The organism is Nocardiopsis terrae (assembly GCF_014651695.1).
In the GTDB taxonomy this organism is placed as follows: domain Bacteria; phylum Actinomycetota; class Actinomycetes; order Streptosporangiales; family Streptosporangiaceae; genus Nocardiopsis; species Nocardiopsis terrae.
The window spans coordinates 105,666-121,474 of record NZ_BMXJ01000004.1; the positions used below are offsets into that span (position 1 = coordinate 105,666).

Consider the following 15,809-nt stretch of genomic DNA (forward strand, 5'->3'; position numbering starts at 1 on the left):
TCGGCCCCTCTCCCAAGGAGGTCCGCGGTTGGCGGCAGCCATCGGTCCACGCGTCCGCTCCCCTGCGCCCTCCCCCGTGTCCGGAACGCCTGCCGCGCAGCGGTCCGAGCACCGAAGCCGAGCGCTTTCCTTTACCCGCACGGGTCAGCATTCCGCTACTCATGGAACAGTGATCTATGCCACCCTCGCCGATATCCAATCGAGACGGGGAACATTTGACTCTCCGACACGTTGGACATATTGGCGCGTCCAGTCGGCGGTAACCCTCCGCCACGTGCCACATGTCCTGGAAGGGAGGGAGGTGCCCACATGACGAGCACTGCCCTGGCCGCTTCGAGCCACGAGGCCGACGCCCCCGTCGGCGGCGCTCCGGACGAGGACCGCACCGCCAACGTGGCCCTGGCCGACCTGATCGCCCAGGGGCGCGCTCAGGGACACCTGTCCCTCTCCGAACTACGTACCGCTTTCTCCGCGGCCGGAGTCACCTCCAGTGACGGCCGCTCCATCCTGCGTGAACTCACCGAGAACGGGGTCCGACTCGCCAACGGGGGCGAGGACTCCGCGATGGTGGCCGACTCTGACGCCGAGGACGACGTGCTGGAAAACACTCTGATCGCGACGGTGCCCGACACCGACGAGGTACCCCAGGCCACATCCGGCAAGGTCGCACCGCGCAAGGGCCCCTCCACCCGGAGGAAGGCCCGCTCGACGCGGCGCACCAAGAAGGCCGAGACCGCCCAGGCCACCACCGATCCGGAAACCGGTGAGGCCGACCTCGACGACCAGTCACCCGCCATGGGCGACTCGGTCCACACCTACCTCAAGGCCATCGGGCGGCGTCAGCTGCTCACCGCCGAGCAGGAGGTCGACCTGGCCAAGCGGGTCGAGGCCGGGCTCTACGCCGAGTACCGGCTCGGGCTGCACGGCGAGGTCGACGAGACCGTCGATATGGCCGACGTCGAGCGCGATGAGCTCGAATGGGTGGCCGAGGACGGCCGCAAGGCCAAGTCGCACATGCTCGAGGCCAACCTCCGCCTGGTCGTGTCCGTGGCCAAGAAGTACAGCGACCGCGGCATGTCGCTGCTGGACGTGGTCCAGGAGGGCAACCTCGGCCTGATCCGCGCCGTGGAGAAGTTCGACTACACCAAGGGCTTCAAGTTCTCCACCTACGCCATGTGGTGGATCCGCCAGGCCATCCAGCGCGGGTTCGCCGACTCCGCGCGCACCATCCGCCTGCCCGTGCACGTGCTTGAGCTGCTCAGCAAGGTGAGCCGCCTGGAGCGCGACATGCACCAGGCCCTGGGGCGTGAGCCCACGCCCGAGGAGCTGGCGCTGGAACTGGACAAGACCCCGACCCAGATCGAGGAGCTGCTACGGGTCACCCGCCAGCCGATCAGCCTGGACTCGACCATCGGTGAGGACGGCGAGACCCGCATCGGCGACCTGATCGAGGACGTGGACGCCTCGGAGGCCTCCGAGGTGGTCGACCGCCAGCTCATGGCCGACCAGCTGCGCAACGCGCTGTCGGACCTGGAGCCGCGCGAGGCGACCATCATGTCCCTCCGGTTCGGGCTGATGGACGGACGGCCGCGGACCCTCGACGAGATCGGCAAGCACCTGGGGCTCACCCGGGAGCGGATCCGGCAGCTGGAGAAGCAGTCGCTGTCCAAGCTGCGCCACCCCAGCCGCGCCCAGCAACTGCTGGACTTCGCCAGCTAGGGTCCGCCGGACGCGAGCCACGGTAGGGAGCCGTTCCCCGCGGGGAGCGGCTCCACCGCTGTCCGGGGGCGGGCCCGGGATCAGGGAGAACCCCGGTTCTCCCCTGGTATCGCCCGCCGTCGCTGTCCCCTCTCCGCCGCCGGTGCGACCATGGGCAGATGACGAACAACCCCCCGCGGCAACAGGAAGAGATCGCCGCAGCCCTGCGGGCCAGCCGTGAACTGGGCCCCGAGTACGACGAGGCGATGGCCGCCTCCCTCGTCGAACGCGTCGACGACACCATCGAGGAACGCGTCAAACACCACGTGGCGCGCCAGGCGGGCGCCAACGACACCGGAAGCAGCCGGGGGCTGCCCGCCAACAACGTGCGGATGGTGCTGTCCCTGGTCTGCCTCGGCATCAGCATCCCCTCGACCGCGATCGGCGCCGCGATGGCGGGCGCGGGCGGGATGTTCATCGTCTGGGCGGGGCTGATCGCCTTCTACCTGATCTCCGTGAGCGGCCTGCGCCGTTGAGCCGGGGACGGCCGGTACGGGGCTGACGGGACACCGCCGGGGCTCCGGGAGCACCGCCGAACGGCCGCCCCCGGAAGCCGGACGGAACCGCGGGGTCCGCCCCTCCCCGCCCGGCTCAGCCCTCCAGCGCGGCGCGCAGGATCTCCACGGCCTCCTCGTGATCCAGCCCCACCCGGGTGATGACCTCGGCGTAGGCCCTGGCCGCGGCCAGGGCCTCGGCGCGCTGGTCGTCCCCGGCAGCGGCCACAAAGGTGCCGGAACGGCCCCGTGTCTCCACCACCCCGGCCTGTTCGAGTTCCCGGTAGGCGCGGGCGACGGTGTTCACCGCGACCGAGAGCTGGCCCGCCAGCGCACGGACCGTGGGAAGCCGATACCCGACCGGCAGGTCCCCGTTGGCCGCCGCGATCGCGACGACGGCCCTGATCTGTTCGTAGGGCGGTACCTTCGACGTTGGATCAATGCGGATGAAATCCGCCATGTCCTTCTTCGCTCCCCACGTGACTTGCCGGTTCTCCGCCCGGAGTCCGGGCAGGTACCAAACCTACGCCCACCCGTCGCCCACCACCAACCCTCAACCGACACGCTCACGCGCGCAGCATCCCCACACCCGTCGCCCACCACCAACCCTCAACCGACACGCTCACGCGCGCAGCATCCCCACACCCGTCGCCCACCACCAACCTCCAACCGACACGACCAGGCACACGGAGAAGCCCCACGGGGCGGACCCGTGGGGCTCAGGAGGGGCCGGTGCTCACCCGACCGGGCGGGGCACCCCCGGAATACCGTGCAACCGGTGAGTCTCCCGGGCGGTGAGCAGCCGCTCGGCGACCTGGGTGGCCTGCTTGACCTCGGGCCGGGCCAGGCGCTTACGGCGCTGGATACGGTCACCGTAGCCCTTGACCCCGACCAGGACGCGCTCCTGCGCGTAGGCGGCGCGCATCGCCTCGGTCAGCGCCTCGTCCAGCTCCACGCCGCGGTCGTGGACCTCCTCGACCGGGGCGCCCCTGTCCCGCGCCTCGTCCAGGGCCCGCTCGGCCTCGGCCACCGACCTCAGGAACAGGGGCAGGCGCTCGGCCAGCTCCCGGTCCCGGGCGAGGTGTGTCCGCGCCTTCGTCCTGTCCTGCTTGGCAAGTCGCATGTGCGCTCTCCGTGGGGAGTACCGTCAGCCGTGTCGAGGCAACCCTATGGGTGACGTAGATCATCTGGCGAGCCGGGCCGTGAGTCGGTGCTGGCGTCGCGCCGACGCAACTGCCAGCTTTACACCGTCGGCCCCCACGTCCCCCGGAAGGCAGCAGAGTGAGCAGGAACTACGCCGGTCTCAGCCGTGAACGCATCATCATCGAGGCCCTCCACATCATCGCCGGGCGAGGGCTGGGCGGGCTGTCCATGCGCCGCCTGGGCGACGCCCTGGACGTGGAGGCCATGGCGATCTACCACCACTTCCCCAGGGGCAAGGAGCAGCTGTTCAACGCGATCGCCGCCTACGTCACCACGGCGCGTGTGGTCAGCGGACTGACCGAGGGGCAGGGCCCGCCCGAGGAGGAGCCGGGTTCGGAGGAGGCCCCCGCGGAGGCGGCCGAAGCCGACGACCGCCCGTGGGACGAGCGCCTGACCACCTGGGCCGAGGCCTACCGCGCCCGCCTGCTCACCTACTCCGGCGCGCTGTCCCTGCTGATGCACCGTGCGCCGCACACCCTGGGCGAAGAGGACACGCGGGCGCTCCTGCACACGGCCTTCACCGAAGCCGGTCTGGCCGGGACGGACGTGCCCCGGGCCTGCGACGCCCTGCACTCCTACTGCCTGGGGTCGGTGGCCCACCAGGTCCGGCACCGGGGGCAGGAGGACTCACCCGAAGAGGCCGAAGCCCTGGCCCGGTTCCGCTTCGGCCTGCGCGCCCTCCTCGGCGGACTCTCCGGCTGACCGGGCCGGGGCACCACGGGGACGCCGTCGGACCGCGGCCCGGCGGCCGACCCGTCCTCCGTCCGGTCAGGCGATCCCCCCGGCCTGCATCCGCACCCGTTCGGCGCGTAGTTGGCGGGCCTCGTCCGGGTCCAGCACCGGAGCCGCGGTCAACAACTGCCGCGTGTACTCACTGCGCGGACTCTCGTACACCGAGTCACTGTCCCCCATCTCCACCACCTCACCCTTACGCATGACCGCCACCCGATCACTCACCTGACGCACCACCGCCAGATCATGAGCCACGAAGATGTACGTCAACCCGAAGTCATCCTGCAACTCCGACAACAACCGCAACACCTGATCCTGCGTGGACACATCCAACGCCGACACCGGCTCATCACAGATAATCAACTTCGGCTTGAGAATCAACGCCCGCGCGATCGCGATCCGCTGACGCTGACCCCCCGAGAAAGCGTGCGGGAACCGGTTGTAGTGGTGCGGCTCCAACCCCACCCGCTCCAACAACTCCTGCACCCGGGCCCGAACCTTCCTCCCGTCCCGCTCCCCCTGCACCTTCAACGCCGTACCGATGCTCTCCCCGATCGTCAACCGCGGATTCAACGACGAGTACGGGTTCTGGAACACCATCTGCACGTGCTGACGCAACGGACGCAACTCCCGCTCCGCCATATGCGTGATGTCACGACCCTCGAACTCCACCGACCCCTCGGTGGGCTCCAACAACCGCATGATCATCCGCGACAGGGTGCTCTTACCCGACCCGGACTCACCCACCACACCCAGGGTCTCCCCCTTGTGCAGATCGAAACTGACCCCGCGCACCGCCCAGAAATCAGACGACCGGCCCCACGTACCACCGCGGACCCGGAACCGCTGCGCCACATCCCGCACACGCAACAACGGCTCACCCAGCCCCTCCCCCGGCTCCGCACCGGAGACGGCGGAGGTCCTCGCCTCGTCAGCGCGCTCCCGGCCGGCCTGGGCGGCCTCCGTCGCCCCCGCGGGCTCCGCCGAGCCGCCCGGGACCCCACCGGAAACCCGCCGGTCCCGTTCGGCCCGGTCGGCGCGGTCCTGGGCGCGGCGCTCGGCCCGGGAGACCTCCACCCGCGGCACCGCCGCCAAAAGGGCCTGGGTGTAGGGGTGCTCGGGCTCGGAGAGCACCCTGCGCACCCCGCCCCGCTCCACGGCCTGGCCCTGCTTCATCACGATGACCTCGTCCACCGAACCGGCCACCACGGCCAGGTCGTGCGAGACCAGGATCAGCGCCATGTCCAGCTCGCGGCGCAACTCGTCCAACAGATCCAGGATCTGGGCCTGCACGGTGACGTCCAGGGCCGTGGTCGGCTCGTCCGCCAGCAGCACCTTGGGATCGCACATCAGACCCATCGCGATCAGCACGCGCTGGCGCATACCGCCGGAGAACTCGTGCGGATAGGAGTTGATCCGGGTGGCGGGCTCGGGGATACCCACCCGCTCCAGGGACTCCACCGCCCTCTGCCGGGCACGGGCCCGGGACACCTGCGGTCGGTGCACCCGCAGCGCCTCGACCAGCTGGTTGCCGATCGTGTACTGCGGGTGCAGCGACTGCATGGGGTCCTGGAAGACCATCGCGATGTCGTTGCCGCGCATCGAACGCAGCTTCTTGTCGCTGGCGGCCACCACATCGGTGTCCACGACCTCGATGGCGCCGGTGATCCGGGCACGGCTCCCCCGGTGCAGACCCATCAGGGCCAACGAGGTCACACTCTTACCCGAACCCGACTCACCCACGATGCCCAGGGCACCGCCGGCGGGCACCTCGAAGGAGAGGCCCTTCACCGCGTGGACGTCACCGTCCATCGTCGGGAAGGTCACCCGCAGGTTCTCCACGCGCACGACCGCGCCGGAGGCGGCCGGGGGCGAAGGGGATTCGGTCATCGGGGACGCCTCTCTCAGTTGTGGATGCGCACACGCGGGTCGATGAGCGGGTACACCAGGTCCACGATCAGGTTGCAGATGACGATGAAGAACGCGCCGAACAGGGTCACGCCCAGAATCACCGGCAGGTCGCTCTGGGTGATGGCCTGGACCGCGTACCGGCCGATCCCGTTGAGGGAGAACACCTGTTCCGTCAGGACTGCGCCGCCCAGCACCAGGCCCAGGTCCAGACCGAAGATCGTGACGATGGGGGTCAGGGTGGGGCGCAGCGCGTGCTTGAGCACGACCTTGTACTCGCTCAGGCCCTTGGCCCGCGCGGTGCGGATGTAGTCCTCGTTCAGGGTCTCCAGCATCCCCGCCCGGGTCTGCCGCGCGTACATGGCCGCGTGCAGGAACGCCAGGGTCAGCCACGGCAGGATCAGCCCCTGCGCCCAACCGAACGGATCCTCGGTGAAGGGCACGTAGCGCGGGGTGGTGAACAGCCCCCAGGCGTGGACCAGGAAGGCCAGGGTCAGCAGTCCGGTGAAGAAGATCGGCAGGGAGACCCCCGCCAGGGCCACCGCCATAGCCAGGCGGTCGAAGACGCTGCCCTTCCACACCGCGGAGACCACCCCCACCGCGATACCGCCGACCAGCCAGATGATCCCCGCTCCCAGGGCCAGCGAGGCCGTCACCGGCAGCCGGGCGACGATCTCGGGGAAGACCTCCTGGTAGGTCTGGAAGGAGTACCCGAAGCAGGGGGCGGAGCACTCGATCGTGTCCCGGCCGAACTGGTACTGGGCGCCGAGGAAGATGCCCCGGACGAACTCCCAGAACTGCACGGCGATCGGCTGGTCCAGGCCCAGCCGCGTGATGGTGGCCTGGATCGCCTCCGGGGTGGGGGCCCGGCCCACGTACATCGTGGCGAGCTGCTCGGTGGTCCGGCCCGCCCACCTGGGCACCACGTAGAAGATGGCGAAGGTGACCATGGTGACCACGGCCAGGAGCAGCAGACCGGCGCCCAGGCGGCGCAGGATGTAGGTCAGCAAGGCGCGTGCTTCCTGTCTTCGGTCGCACCTCGCGTGGCGCCGGTACGCCACGCCCGGCGGCGGGATGGGTGATCCGACGGGTACCGCAACGGCGAACACCCGCCCGGGACGCACACAGTAACGCAGAGTACTGAGACGATCACGTATGTGGGCGGTATGCGCGTCGGACCACGCACCGCCGGGAGCCCGTTCCCGGGGCCCGGCCCCGACCGGAGCCGGCAGCCGGCACGGGGATGACAGTGCCCTCGACCCGTGGCATGGTGATCGGCAGTCCAGGCACGACCGTTCCGAACGAAGGCCCCCTCTTGCTCCCCTCCTTTGTCCGTGTGCCCCTGCTGGGCGCGGCCCTGTCCGCCCTTCTCCTGCTCCCCGTACCGGCGGCCGCCGCCGGACCGGCCCCCGCCGCACCCGTGCCCTCGCACGCCGCGTGGATGGCCGGGGTGCCCGACGGCACCGGCCTGTCGGCCCTGTCCGTTCCCGGCACGCACGACAGCGGCGCCTGGCGCGGCACGGTGTGGTCACGCACCCAGGACCTGACGATCTCCGGGCAACTCGACTCCGGAGTGCGCTTCCTCGACGTGCGCACGCGCCACTACCGCGACTCCTTCCCCATCCACCACGGTTCGGAGTACCTGCACCTCAACTTCACCGACGTGGTCCGCGACGTCAGCGCCTTCCTGGCGCAGAACCCGACCGAGACCGTGCTGGTGCGGATGAAGAAGGAGCACACCGAGGAGGAGAACACCCGAAGCTACGAACAGACCCTGAACCACTACATCGAGGAGAACCCCGACACCCGGGACCTCCTGGCCGAGCACCTGTGGGTGCCGCCGCGGCAGGGCGGCTCCTACGTGCCCGACCTGGGCGAGGTCCGGGGCCGCATCGTCATCGTCCAGGACTTCTCCGCCGCACGCGACTACGGGATCCGCTGGAACGGCCCCTCGGTCGACCTCCAGGACGACTACCGGGTGCCCACGCTCTTCGACATCCCCGCCAAGTGGGAGAAGGTCCGCGACCACCTGGACGCGGCCGCCGCGGGCCCGGACGAGGTCCTGTACGTCAACCACCTGAGCGGCAGCGGAGCGCCGTGGGCCAACCCGCGCGAGGTCGCCTGGGGCGCACTGGGCATCAGCGGCGTCAACGACCGGGCCGCCGGCCACCTGCGCGGCTCCCGGGCGCCCCGCACGGGAGTCGTGGTCATGGACTTCCCCAGCCAGGAGCTGACCGACCTGGTCCTGGCGCACAACCCGGGGGTGTAGGTACCGCACCGGTGGACTCCTGCCCGGTGCCCCGGGTCAGGTGCCCGGGGCACGGGAGAGGGCAGTGACCGGGGAACGCGCCCCGCCCCGAGGGGGAACCCGGTCACTGCCCCGCGGCAGACGCCGCTCTGCCCGCTGTCCCCTAGTCCTCCGTGGTTCCCAGGGCCATGTAGTCGTACATCGAGTAACCCGCGTGGTAGTAGACGTTGGTCAGGTTCGCGGGCCGGTAGAGGACCGTCCGTTCGAACACGGCCGGCAGGATCGCGGCCTGCTCCATCGCCCGCTGGTCGATCTGGGTGTAGATCGAGGCGCGCTCGTCCGCGTCATCCACGGAGACGACCTCGTCGAACCACTCGTTGATCTGCTCGTCGTCCAACTCGGAGATGTTGGAGTTCCCGGCGTCCTGGATGGCGTCGCCGTCCAGGATCTTGCTCATGAACCCGTAACCGCTGGCCCAGTCCGGCGCCCAGCCGTACACGGTCAGACCCAGGTCGTTCTCGTGCACGAAGGCGGGTGAACCGGCCTGGGTGTTGGTGTAGGTGTCCGAGGGGTACTGCTTGATCTCCGTCTCGATGCCCACCCGGGCCAGGGCCTGCTGGACCGCCTCGGCGGTGCTCACGTCGGCGGGACGGTCGGCGCGTGCGCCGATGGAGGTGGAGAAGCCGTCCGGCTCGCCGCACTCCTCCAGCTTCTCCCGGGCCATGTCCAGGTCGCCATTGTTGTCCTCGGAGGGGTACAGGTCGATGCTCGGGTCCGCGCCGGGCAGCGAGCCGGGCATGATCTGGGTGGCGATGTCACCACCGGTGTCACCGCCCCAGGCGCGTTGGAGCGCGTCCCGGTCGGCCGCGTACATGACGGCCTGGCGGCAGGCCAGGTCGTCGAGCGGCTCGATGACGGTGTTGACGTTGAGGTAGCGCAGGGTACTGGTCTGCGGGTTGTCGACGTTGTGGCGCTGGCCCTCGTCGGTGATCAGGGTGCCCTTCATCGCCGGTCCGACACCGGTACCGCCGAGGTCGACGTCGAGTTCGCCGTTGACGAGCCGCTGGTCGATCTCGTTCTGGTCGACGCCCAGCTGCACCTCGATGCGGTCCGGCAGGGCCCTGCGGGTGGGGTCGGTGGAGGCGTCCCACTCCTCGTTGCGCTCCAGGTTCAGCGAGACCCCGGGACGGTACTCGCCGTCGAACTTGTAGGGCCCCGAGGAGACCACGTCGCTCTGGTACTGCTCGCCCCGGTCGGCGTCGGGGGGCACCGGCGCGGTCTGCGGCTGGATGAGCACGTACGGGAACTCCGAGAAGCTCTTGTTCAGGTGGAAGACCAGCGTGTGGTCGTCGGGTGTCTCGATACCGCCGAACCCGGCCAGCGGGTCCTCCCCCTCCCCGTAGGGCCCTTCGTAGTCCTCGCTGTCGGCCAGCAGGTCCTGGAAGTACTTGGGGCCGTTGGGCAGCGCCTGGTCGCCGAAGTTGCTGCGCGCGATGGCGTACTTGATGTCCTGCGCGGTGATCTCCGAGCCGTCCTCGTAACGCAGCCCCTGCTTGATGCGGACGGTCCACTCGGTGGAGTCCTCGTTGGCCTCGGGCATGTCCTCGGCCAGGTCGGGCTGGATTTCGATGCCCTGTTCGCCGGGGGCCTGCGTGTAGGTGAGCAGGGTGCGCGCGTAGTAGCGGGAGAAGTTCCAGCTGAACGCGTAGTAGGTGTTGCCCGGGTCGGGTGAGTCGAAGTCGGCCGAGATGGCGTAGCGCAGGGTGCCGCCGGTCTCGTCGGAGGGGTTGACGACCGTCGTCTCCCCCTCGTTGAACTCGGCGTCGGACTCCCCGCCGCCGCCTCCGCCGCCGTCGCCGCCGCAGGCGGCCAGCAGCAGCACCATGGCGGTTCCGACGGCTGCCGGAGCTGTGCGGCGGTGGAGTGCGCCGCGCCACCGGGACGGCTCCTGACGCGTGAAGTGATGGGTGGTCACCTTGGCCTCCTGGTCGGTTTCGCTGGTGGGGACGTGCGGCGCACGGCCCGGCGGGTGGCTGATCGGGGCGGCGGGGCAGGGAAGGAATGCCGAACGGGCCGGACGGGCTGCGCCCTCAGTCGGAGGAACGCGGGTCGAAGGCGTCACGGAGCCCGTCGCCGAAGAGGTTGAAGGCGAGGACGGTGACGAAGATGGCCAGGCCGGGGATGATCACGAAGTGCGGAGAGGTGGTGTAGAAGCGCAACGCGCTCTCCAACATGCCGCCCCAGGTAGCCATGGGCGGGTTGATGCCCACACCGAGGAAGCTCAGCGCCGCCTCGAAGAGGATGTTCGTGGGGATGAGCAGGGTGGAGTAGACGAGGATCGGGGTGATCAGGTTGGGCAGGATCTCGCGGAAGACGATGTGGGCGCTGCCCGCGCCGAGGCTGCGTGCGGCCTCGACGAACTCGCGTTCCTTGAGGGTGAGGGTCTGGCCCCGCACGATGCGTCCGATGTAGGGCCAGTTGAAGAAGCCGATGATGAACACCAGGACGCCGATGCGCAGGTTGTTCCCGGACAGGCCGAAGGCCCCGTCGGGGATGACGCCGACCAGGGCGATGGCGAAGAGCAGCAGGGGGAAGGCCAGGAAGATGTCCATGGCCCGGCTGATGGCCACGTCGACCCAGCCGCCGAAGTAACCGGCGAGGATGCCCAGGACGGTGCCGATGACCACGCACACCACGGTGGCGACGGTGGCGACGAGCAGCGAGGTCTGGGCGCCGTGGACGATTCGGCTGAACAGGTCGCGGCCGTTGACCGGTTCGACGCCCAGGAGGTGTTGTGTGCTGATGCCGCCCCAGGGGTCCAGGCCCTGGCCCGGGTCGTCGGGGTCGCGCAGGACCCCGCCGGTGAGCGGGTCGATCAGTGCCTGGTTGAACTGGTTGGGCGGGTAACCGAACCAGGACGTGAGCAGGGGCGCCAGGAACGCGACCAGGATGAGCAGGATGACCACGATCCCGCCGGTCATCCCGACCTTGTCCTTACGGAAGCGCTGCCAGGCGATCTGACGGAGGGACCTGTTGGCGGCGCCCCTGGCCCCCGCGGCGACCGCTTCCGGCTCGGCGTGCTGGGACGACTCGGGAACGTCCATCGGCGTGGTCATATGCCCCTGCACCCCGCCCTCTCTGCCTGTGACTACTTCACTACGCAGAGTTTGCATGAGGGGGGAGGGGGTTTCCAGCGTCCGCGCCGACCGGCGACGGCCGAAGCCCGGCGCCGCAACCGGCGGGGCGGGCCCGTGTGTCGCGGCCCGTCAGCCGGGGGTGGCCCGGAACCGTCCCGGGCCGGGCTCAGGGTTGCGGAGTTCTCACGGTCGGCCAACCTTCACCGAATGGGTCCGTCCTTCCGTTCGGTTTCACCGCCCCGCCCGGACCAGGTGTCCCGGACGGGGCGGTGAAACCACTGCGGGGCCGGGGTCCGGTCCCGTCAGCGACCGCGCAGCGTACGGTAGCGGCGCACCAGGCCGCCAGTGGAGGGGTCCAGCCCGGGAACCTCGGCGCCCTCGGTCAGGGCGGGCTCCAACCGCTTGGCCAGGACCTTGCCGAGCTGTACGCCCCACTGGTCGAAGGAGTTGATGTTCCACACCGCGCCCTGGACGAAGACCTTGTGCTCGTAGAGGGCGACGAGCTGGCCGAGCACCGAGGGGTCGAGCCGCTCGGCCAGGACCGTGGTGGTGGGCCGGTTGCCCGGGAAGGTCCGGTGCGGGACCAGGTCGGCGGGCACCCCCTCCGCGGCGACCTCGGCGGAGGTGCGGCCGAAGGCCAGCGCCTGCCCCTGGGCGAACAGGTTGGCCATCAACAGGTCGTGTTGGGGGACCAGGCCCGGGTCCAGGTCCGGGGCGGGGTTCGCGAAGCCGATCAGGTCGGCGGGGACGAACCTGGTGCCCTGGTGCAGCAGCTGGAAGTAGGCGTGCTGGCCGTTGGTCCCGGGGGTGCCCCACACCACCGGCCCGGTCTGCCAGTTGACGGGGCGGCCGTCGCGCTGGACCGACTTGCCGTTGGACTCCATGTCGAGCTGCTGGAGGTAGGCGGGGAACTTCGACATGTGGTGGCTGTAGGGCAGCACGGCGTGCGACTGCGCGTCGAAGAAGCCGCCGTACCAGACGCCGAGCAGACCGAGCAGGAACGGCAGGTTGCGTTCGGGCGGGGCCGTGGCGAAGTGGGTGTCCATGAGGTGGAAACCCGCCAGCATCTCCCGGAACCGTTCCGGGCCCAGGGCCACCATGAGGGAAAGGCCGATGGCCGAGTCGTAGGAGTAGCGGCCGCCCACCCAGTCCCAGAACTCGAACATGTTGGCGGTGTCGATGCCGAACTCGACGACCTTCTCGGCGTTGGTGGAGACCGCGACGAAGTGCTCGGCGACCGCGTCGGAACCCGCGCCCAGCCCGGCCAGGAGCCAGTCCCGGGCCGCCGAGGCGTTGGTGATGGTCTCGACGGTGGTGAAGGTCTTGGAGGCGACCACGAACAGGGTGCGCTCGGGATCGGCGTCGACCAGGGCCTCGTTCAGGTCGGTGCCGTCGACGTTGGAGACGAAGCGGAACTCCAGCCCGCGGTCGGTGTAGGGGCGCAGCGCCTCGTAGGCCATGGCCGGCCCCAGGTCCGAACCGCCGATACCGATGTTGACCACCCTGGTCACGGCTTTGCCGGTGTGGCCCAGCCAGGCGCGGGAGCGGACCCGCTCGGCGAAGGCGCCCATCCGCTCCAGGACCCGGTGCACCTCGGGGACCACGTCGTGTCCGTCCGCCCTGACCACCTCGCCGTGCGGGGCGCGCAGGGCGGTGTGCAGGACGGCCCGGTTCTCGGTGAGGTTGATGTGGTCCCCGCGCAGCATGGCGTCGCGCAGCGAGGCGACCCCCGTGGCCGCGGCCAGGTCGTTGAGCAGGCGCAGCGTCTCGTCGGTGACGAGGTTCTTGGAGTAGTCGACGTGCAGGCCGCCGACGCCGAGGGTGTAGCGGTCAGCGCGCGCGGGGTCGTCGGCGAACAGGTCGCGCAGGTGGGTCGAGCCGAAGCGGTCGCGGTGCTCGGCGAGCCCGGACCACTCCTTTCGCCGGTCCAGGGGGGTGGTCACGCCGGACCGGTTCCCGGTGTCCTCGGTCCGAGGGAGGGGTGTACTCGCAGACATCCGGTCGCTCCTCGTCATCCATGGTCTCAGTGGTGCCCGCGGCGCGCGGGTGCTCGGTCCGCGCGACGTGTGCGCCGTTTGCAGCTGTACCCCTTACCCTCCCACGAAAGCCGCCAACCACGGGCCCTTCCGCGCACGTCAGAGCGTCAGGAGGCGGAAGTACCGCTGGTCTGGCGCTCACGGTCCCCGCGCAGGGACGCGACCTCCGCGCGCAGGGCGCGCAGTTCGGCGAGAACCTGCTCCTGCCCTCCGCCGCCCTCCGGTCCGGGCGCCGGATCGCGTTTCGCGCCGCGCTCGGCCCCGCCGTCACCGGAGTCCTTCTCCAGGGCCTCCACCGCCACCGCAACGAACAGGTTCAGTGCCACGAACGTGGAGACCAGGACGAAGACCACGAAGAAGACCCAGGCGAGGGGCTGATGCGCCATCACGTCCTTGGCGATCGTGGACCAGCTGTCGGCGGTGGAGATCTGGAAGAGAGTGAAGAGGGAGGTCGGCAGGTCTCCGAAGTACTCGGGGGACACGTCCTGGAAGAGCTTGGTGGCCATCACACCCGAGACGTAGAGCAGCAGGATGACCAGGAAGAGGATGGCCACCATCCCGGGCAGCGCCCGGAACAGCCCCGCCACCACGTGGCGCAGGGTCGGTATCACCGACAGCAGCCGCAGGACCCGGAGCACCGCGAAGGGGCCCGAGGAGGGCATCAGGGCGAGCCCGACGATCACCATGTCGAACCAGCTCCACGGGTCGCGCAGGAAGGTGCCCCGGTGAGCGTAGGCCCGCAGGGACAGTTCGACCACGAAGAGCGCCAGGATCACCATGTCGATCCCGCGCAGCAGGTAGCCGTGTTCGGCCATGATCCGGGGGGAGGTCTCGGCGCCCAGGGTCACGGCGTTGACGAGGATGAGGGTGACGACCACGCTCTGGAACCAGAAGGAGTCAACGAGTCCGAGGACCCGTTCGCGCACGGTCACGGTGGGAGGGACTCCGTTCGTTGTGTCGGGCGAGCGCGCAAAAGCCTACCGCTGGGGGCTTCCCGCTGTTCCTCCCCCGTCCCCCGCCGTGCCCGCCCTACTGGCGTCTGCCGCCCCGACCAGGCATGATCGGAAACAGGGGAACCGAGGCGAGGGGGCCGCCGGTGACGGAATCCGCAGACTTCGACCGCGACGCGGCGGACATCGACGACGTGGACGCCGAGATGGACGTGGGTGCCCCGGACCAGGACACCGCTGTGGCGGAGTACCTGGAGGAGCACCCGGACGACTACCGGATCGAGGAGATCGAGGACCACGAGGCGCTCGGTATCGACGCCGAACTCGACCAGGAGGACCCGGAACAGGGGCCCGGACCGGAGGAGGCCCGGGCGCCCGCTCCGGGGCGGGGCGAGCTGTCCCGGTTGCTCAGGGCCGAGGAGTTCGCCGAGCGGGTGGACCGTCGGCGCGGTCACTGAGCCCTCGCGCACCGGGCGCCCGGGCTCCGCTCACCGGGGGCGTTCCCGCTCCGCGGGGTCTGGCCCGGGCCGGGTCTGGGCGCCGAGCCAGCGCTCCACCCGCAGCACGTGGGCGGCCGCGGCCGCCCTGGCCGCCTCGGGGTCGCGGGCCAGGAGGGCCTCGTGGATGCGCCGGTGGTCCTCGTGCAGGGCGGCGGTGAAGCCGGCCTCGTCGTGTCCGGCCCAGACCCGCTCGTTGAAGGTGCGCGAGGACAGCCCGGCGTGGACCGCGGAGAGCGTGGCGTTGCCGGCGCAGGCCACGATGGCCTGGTGGAACCCGAGGTCGGCGGCCCCGTGTTCGGCGGGCTCGCGGGGGGCCGCCCCGTCCTCCATCCGGTCGAGCAGGGCACCGATGCGTTCGAGGTCCTCGGGGGCCGCCCGGGCGGCGGCGATGGCGGTGGCCGCCGGTTCGATCATCCGCCGGACCTGGAGGACCTCCAGCAGGGTCTCGTCCCGGGAGACCTCGGCCAGGACCGAGAAGGCCTCCAGCAGGTCGGCCGGGCGCAGCGCGGTGACGTAGACACCCGCCCCGTGGCGAGCCTCCAGCACCCCGAGGGTGGTGAGGGAGCGGATCGCCTCGCGCACGGACCCCCGTGAGACCCCCAGCCGGGTGGAGAGTTCACGTTCGGTGGGAAGCCGCTGCCCTGGTCCTACCTCTCCATCGGAGATCATGGCCTTGATCTGCTCGACGGTCCGCTGGGCAACCGGGGTTCGCACGCCGTCAACCACCTTTGTTTCCTGGATTTTTACCGTTCATGCGGAGATTCTACCTGCCCGCCCCGGCCGGGCCCCGCTTGCCTCCACCCCAGCGACCATGCAAAAGTGGTCGGACCACTTGGCCTGTGT

At 70.2% G+C, this 15,809-nt stretch carries 14 protein-coding genes; 5 read left to right on the forward strand and 9 right to left on the reverse strand.

Going from position 1 to position 15,809, the window contains the following annotated elements:
• The first annotated feature begins 309 nt into the window (after nt 1–309).
• Together IE195_RS12005 and IE195_RS12010 are read left to right on the forward strand one after the other, a co-directional pair.
• Nucleotides 310–1,719 carry an RNA polymerase sigma factor gene (locus tag IE195_RS12005; protein WP_191270732.1) on the forward strand — a complete coding sequence of 470 codons (1,410 nt, stop codon included), beginning with the start codon at nt 310–312 and terminating at the stop codon, nt 1,717–1,719.
• Between the two features lie 158 nt (nt 1,720–1,877).
• Nucleotides 1,878–2,234 (forward strand): hypothetical protein, encoded by a 357-nt coding sequence (locus IE195_RS12010; RefSeq protein WP_191270735.1) that lies wholly within the window; start codon nt 1,878–1,880, stop codon nt 2,232–2,234.
• Nucleotides 2,235–2,349: 115 nt separating this feature from the next.
• On the opposite strand, the gene IE195_RS12015 is transcribed toward IE195_RS12010, so the two are convergent.
• Both IE195_RS12015 and IE195_RS12020 read right to left on the reverse strand, forming a co-directional pair.
• The gene (locus IE195_RS12015; RefSeq protein WP_191270737.1) at nt 2,350–2,712 is read right to left on the reverse strand and encodes a GntR family transcriptional regulator; all 363 of its coding nucleotides are present in this window, start codon (nt 2,710–2,712) and stop codon (nt 2,350–2,352) included.
• Between the two features lie 276 nt (nt 2,713–2,988).
• Nucleotides 2,989–3,375 carry a hypothetical protein gene (locus tag IE195_RS12020; protein WP_191270739.1) on the reverse strand — a complete coding sequence of 129 codons (387 nt, stop codon included), beginning with the start codon at nt 3,373–3,375 and terminating at the stop codon, nt 2,989–2,991.
• Nucleotides 3,376–3,533: 158 nt separating this feature from the next.
• Between IE195_RS12020 and IE195_RS12025 the strand changes: the two genes are divergently transcribed.
• Entirely contained in the window at nt 3,534–4,157 is a 624-nt protein-coding gene (locus IE195_RS12025) for a TetR/AcrR family transcriptional regulator (protein ID WP_191270741.1), read from the forward strand.
• Nucleotides 4,158–4,223: 66 nt separating this feature from the next.
• On the opposite strand, the gene IE195_RS12030 is transcribed toward IE195_RS12025, so the two are convergent.
• On the reverse strand, nt 4,224–6,077 hold the full coding sequence (locus IE195_RS12030; protein WP_191270743.1) for an ABC transporter ATP-binding protein: 1,854 nt from the start codon (nt 6,075–6,077) through the stop codon (nt 4,224–4,226).
• Nucleotides 6,078–6,091: 14 nt separating this feature from the next.
• Nucleotides 6,092–7,105 carry an ABC transporter permease gene (locus IE195_RS12035; RefSeq protein ID WP_191270745.1) on the reverse strand — a complete coding sequence of 338 codons (1,014 nt, stop codon included), beginning with the start codon at nt 7,103–7,105 and terminating at the stop codon, nt 6,092–6,094.
• Between the two features lie 305 nt (nt 7,106–7,410).
• On the opposite strand from IE195_RS12035, the gene IE195_RS12040 reads away from it, so the two are divergent.
• Nucleotides 7,411–8,364, forward strand: a complete 954-nt coding sequence (locus tag IE195_RS12040; protein ID WP_229826180.1) for a phosphatidylinositol-specific phospholipase C — start codon at nt 7,411–7,413, stop codon at nt 8,362–8,364.
• A gap of 142 nt (nt 8,365–8,506) precedes the next feature.
• Here IE195_RS12040 and IE195_RS12045 read toward each other — a convergent pair whose 3' ends face one another.
• The 4 genes from IE195_RS12045 to IE195_RS12060 all read right to left on the reverse strand — a co-directional run bounded on the left by IE195_RS12045 (nt 8,507) and on the right by IE195_RS12060 (nt 14,448).
• Nucleotides 8,507–10,318 carry an ABC transporter substrate-binding protein gene (locus tag IE195_RS12045; protein WP_191270747.1) on the reverse strand — a complete coding sequence of 604 codons (1,812 nt, stop codon included), beginning with the start codon at nt 10,316–10,318 and terminating at the stop codon, nt 8,507–8,509.
• A gap of 115 nt (nt 10,319–10,433) precedes the next feature.
• A complete protein-coding gene (locus tag IE195_RS12050) occupies nt 10,434–11,459 on the reverse strand; it encodes an ABC transporter permease (protein WP_191270749.1) in 1,026 nt (341 codons plus the stop codon).
• A 323-nt stretch (nt 11,460–11,782) separates the two neighbouring features.
• The gene (gene pgi, locus IE195_RS12055) at nt 11,783–13,477 is read right to left on the reverse strand and encodes a glucose-6-phosphate isomerase (protein ID WP_191270751.1); all 1,695 of its coding nucleotides are present in this window, start codon (nt 13,475–13,477) and stop codon (nt 11,783–11,785) included.
• A 146-nt stretch (nt 13,478–13,623) separates the two neighbouring features.
• Nucleotides 13,624–14,448 (reverse strand): ion transporter, encoded by an 825-nt coding sequence (locus tag IE195_RS12060; RefSeq protein ID WP_191270753.1) that lies wholly within the window; start codon nt 14,446–14,448, stop codon nt 13,624–13,626.
• Between the two features lie 164 nt (nt 14,449–14,612).
• Here IE195_RS12060 and IE195_RS12065 point away from each other — a divergent pair, with 164 nt between their 5' ends.
• Nucleotides 14,613–14,924 (forward strand): hypothetical protein, encoded by a 312-nt coding sequence (locus IE195_RS12065; protein WP_191270755.1) that lies wholly within the window; start codon nt 14,613–14,615, stop codon nt 14,922–14,924.
• A 30-nt stretch (nt 14,925–14,954) separates the two neighbouring features.
• On the opposite strand, the gene IE195_RS12070 is transcribed toward IE195_RS12065, so the two are convergent.
• On the reverse strand, nt 14,955–15,680 hold the full coding sequence (locus IE195_RS12070; protein WP_268249169.1) for a FadR/GntR family transcriptional regulator: 726 nt from the start codon (nt 15,678–15,680) through the stop codon (nt 14,955–14,957).
• Nucleotides 15,681–15,809: the final 129 nt, after the last annotated feature.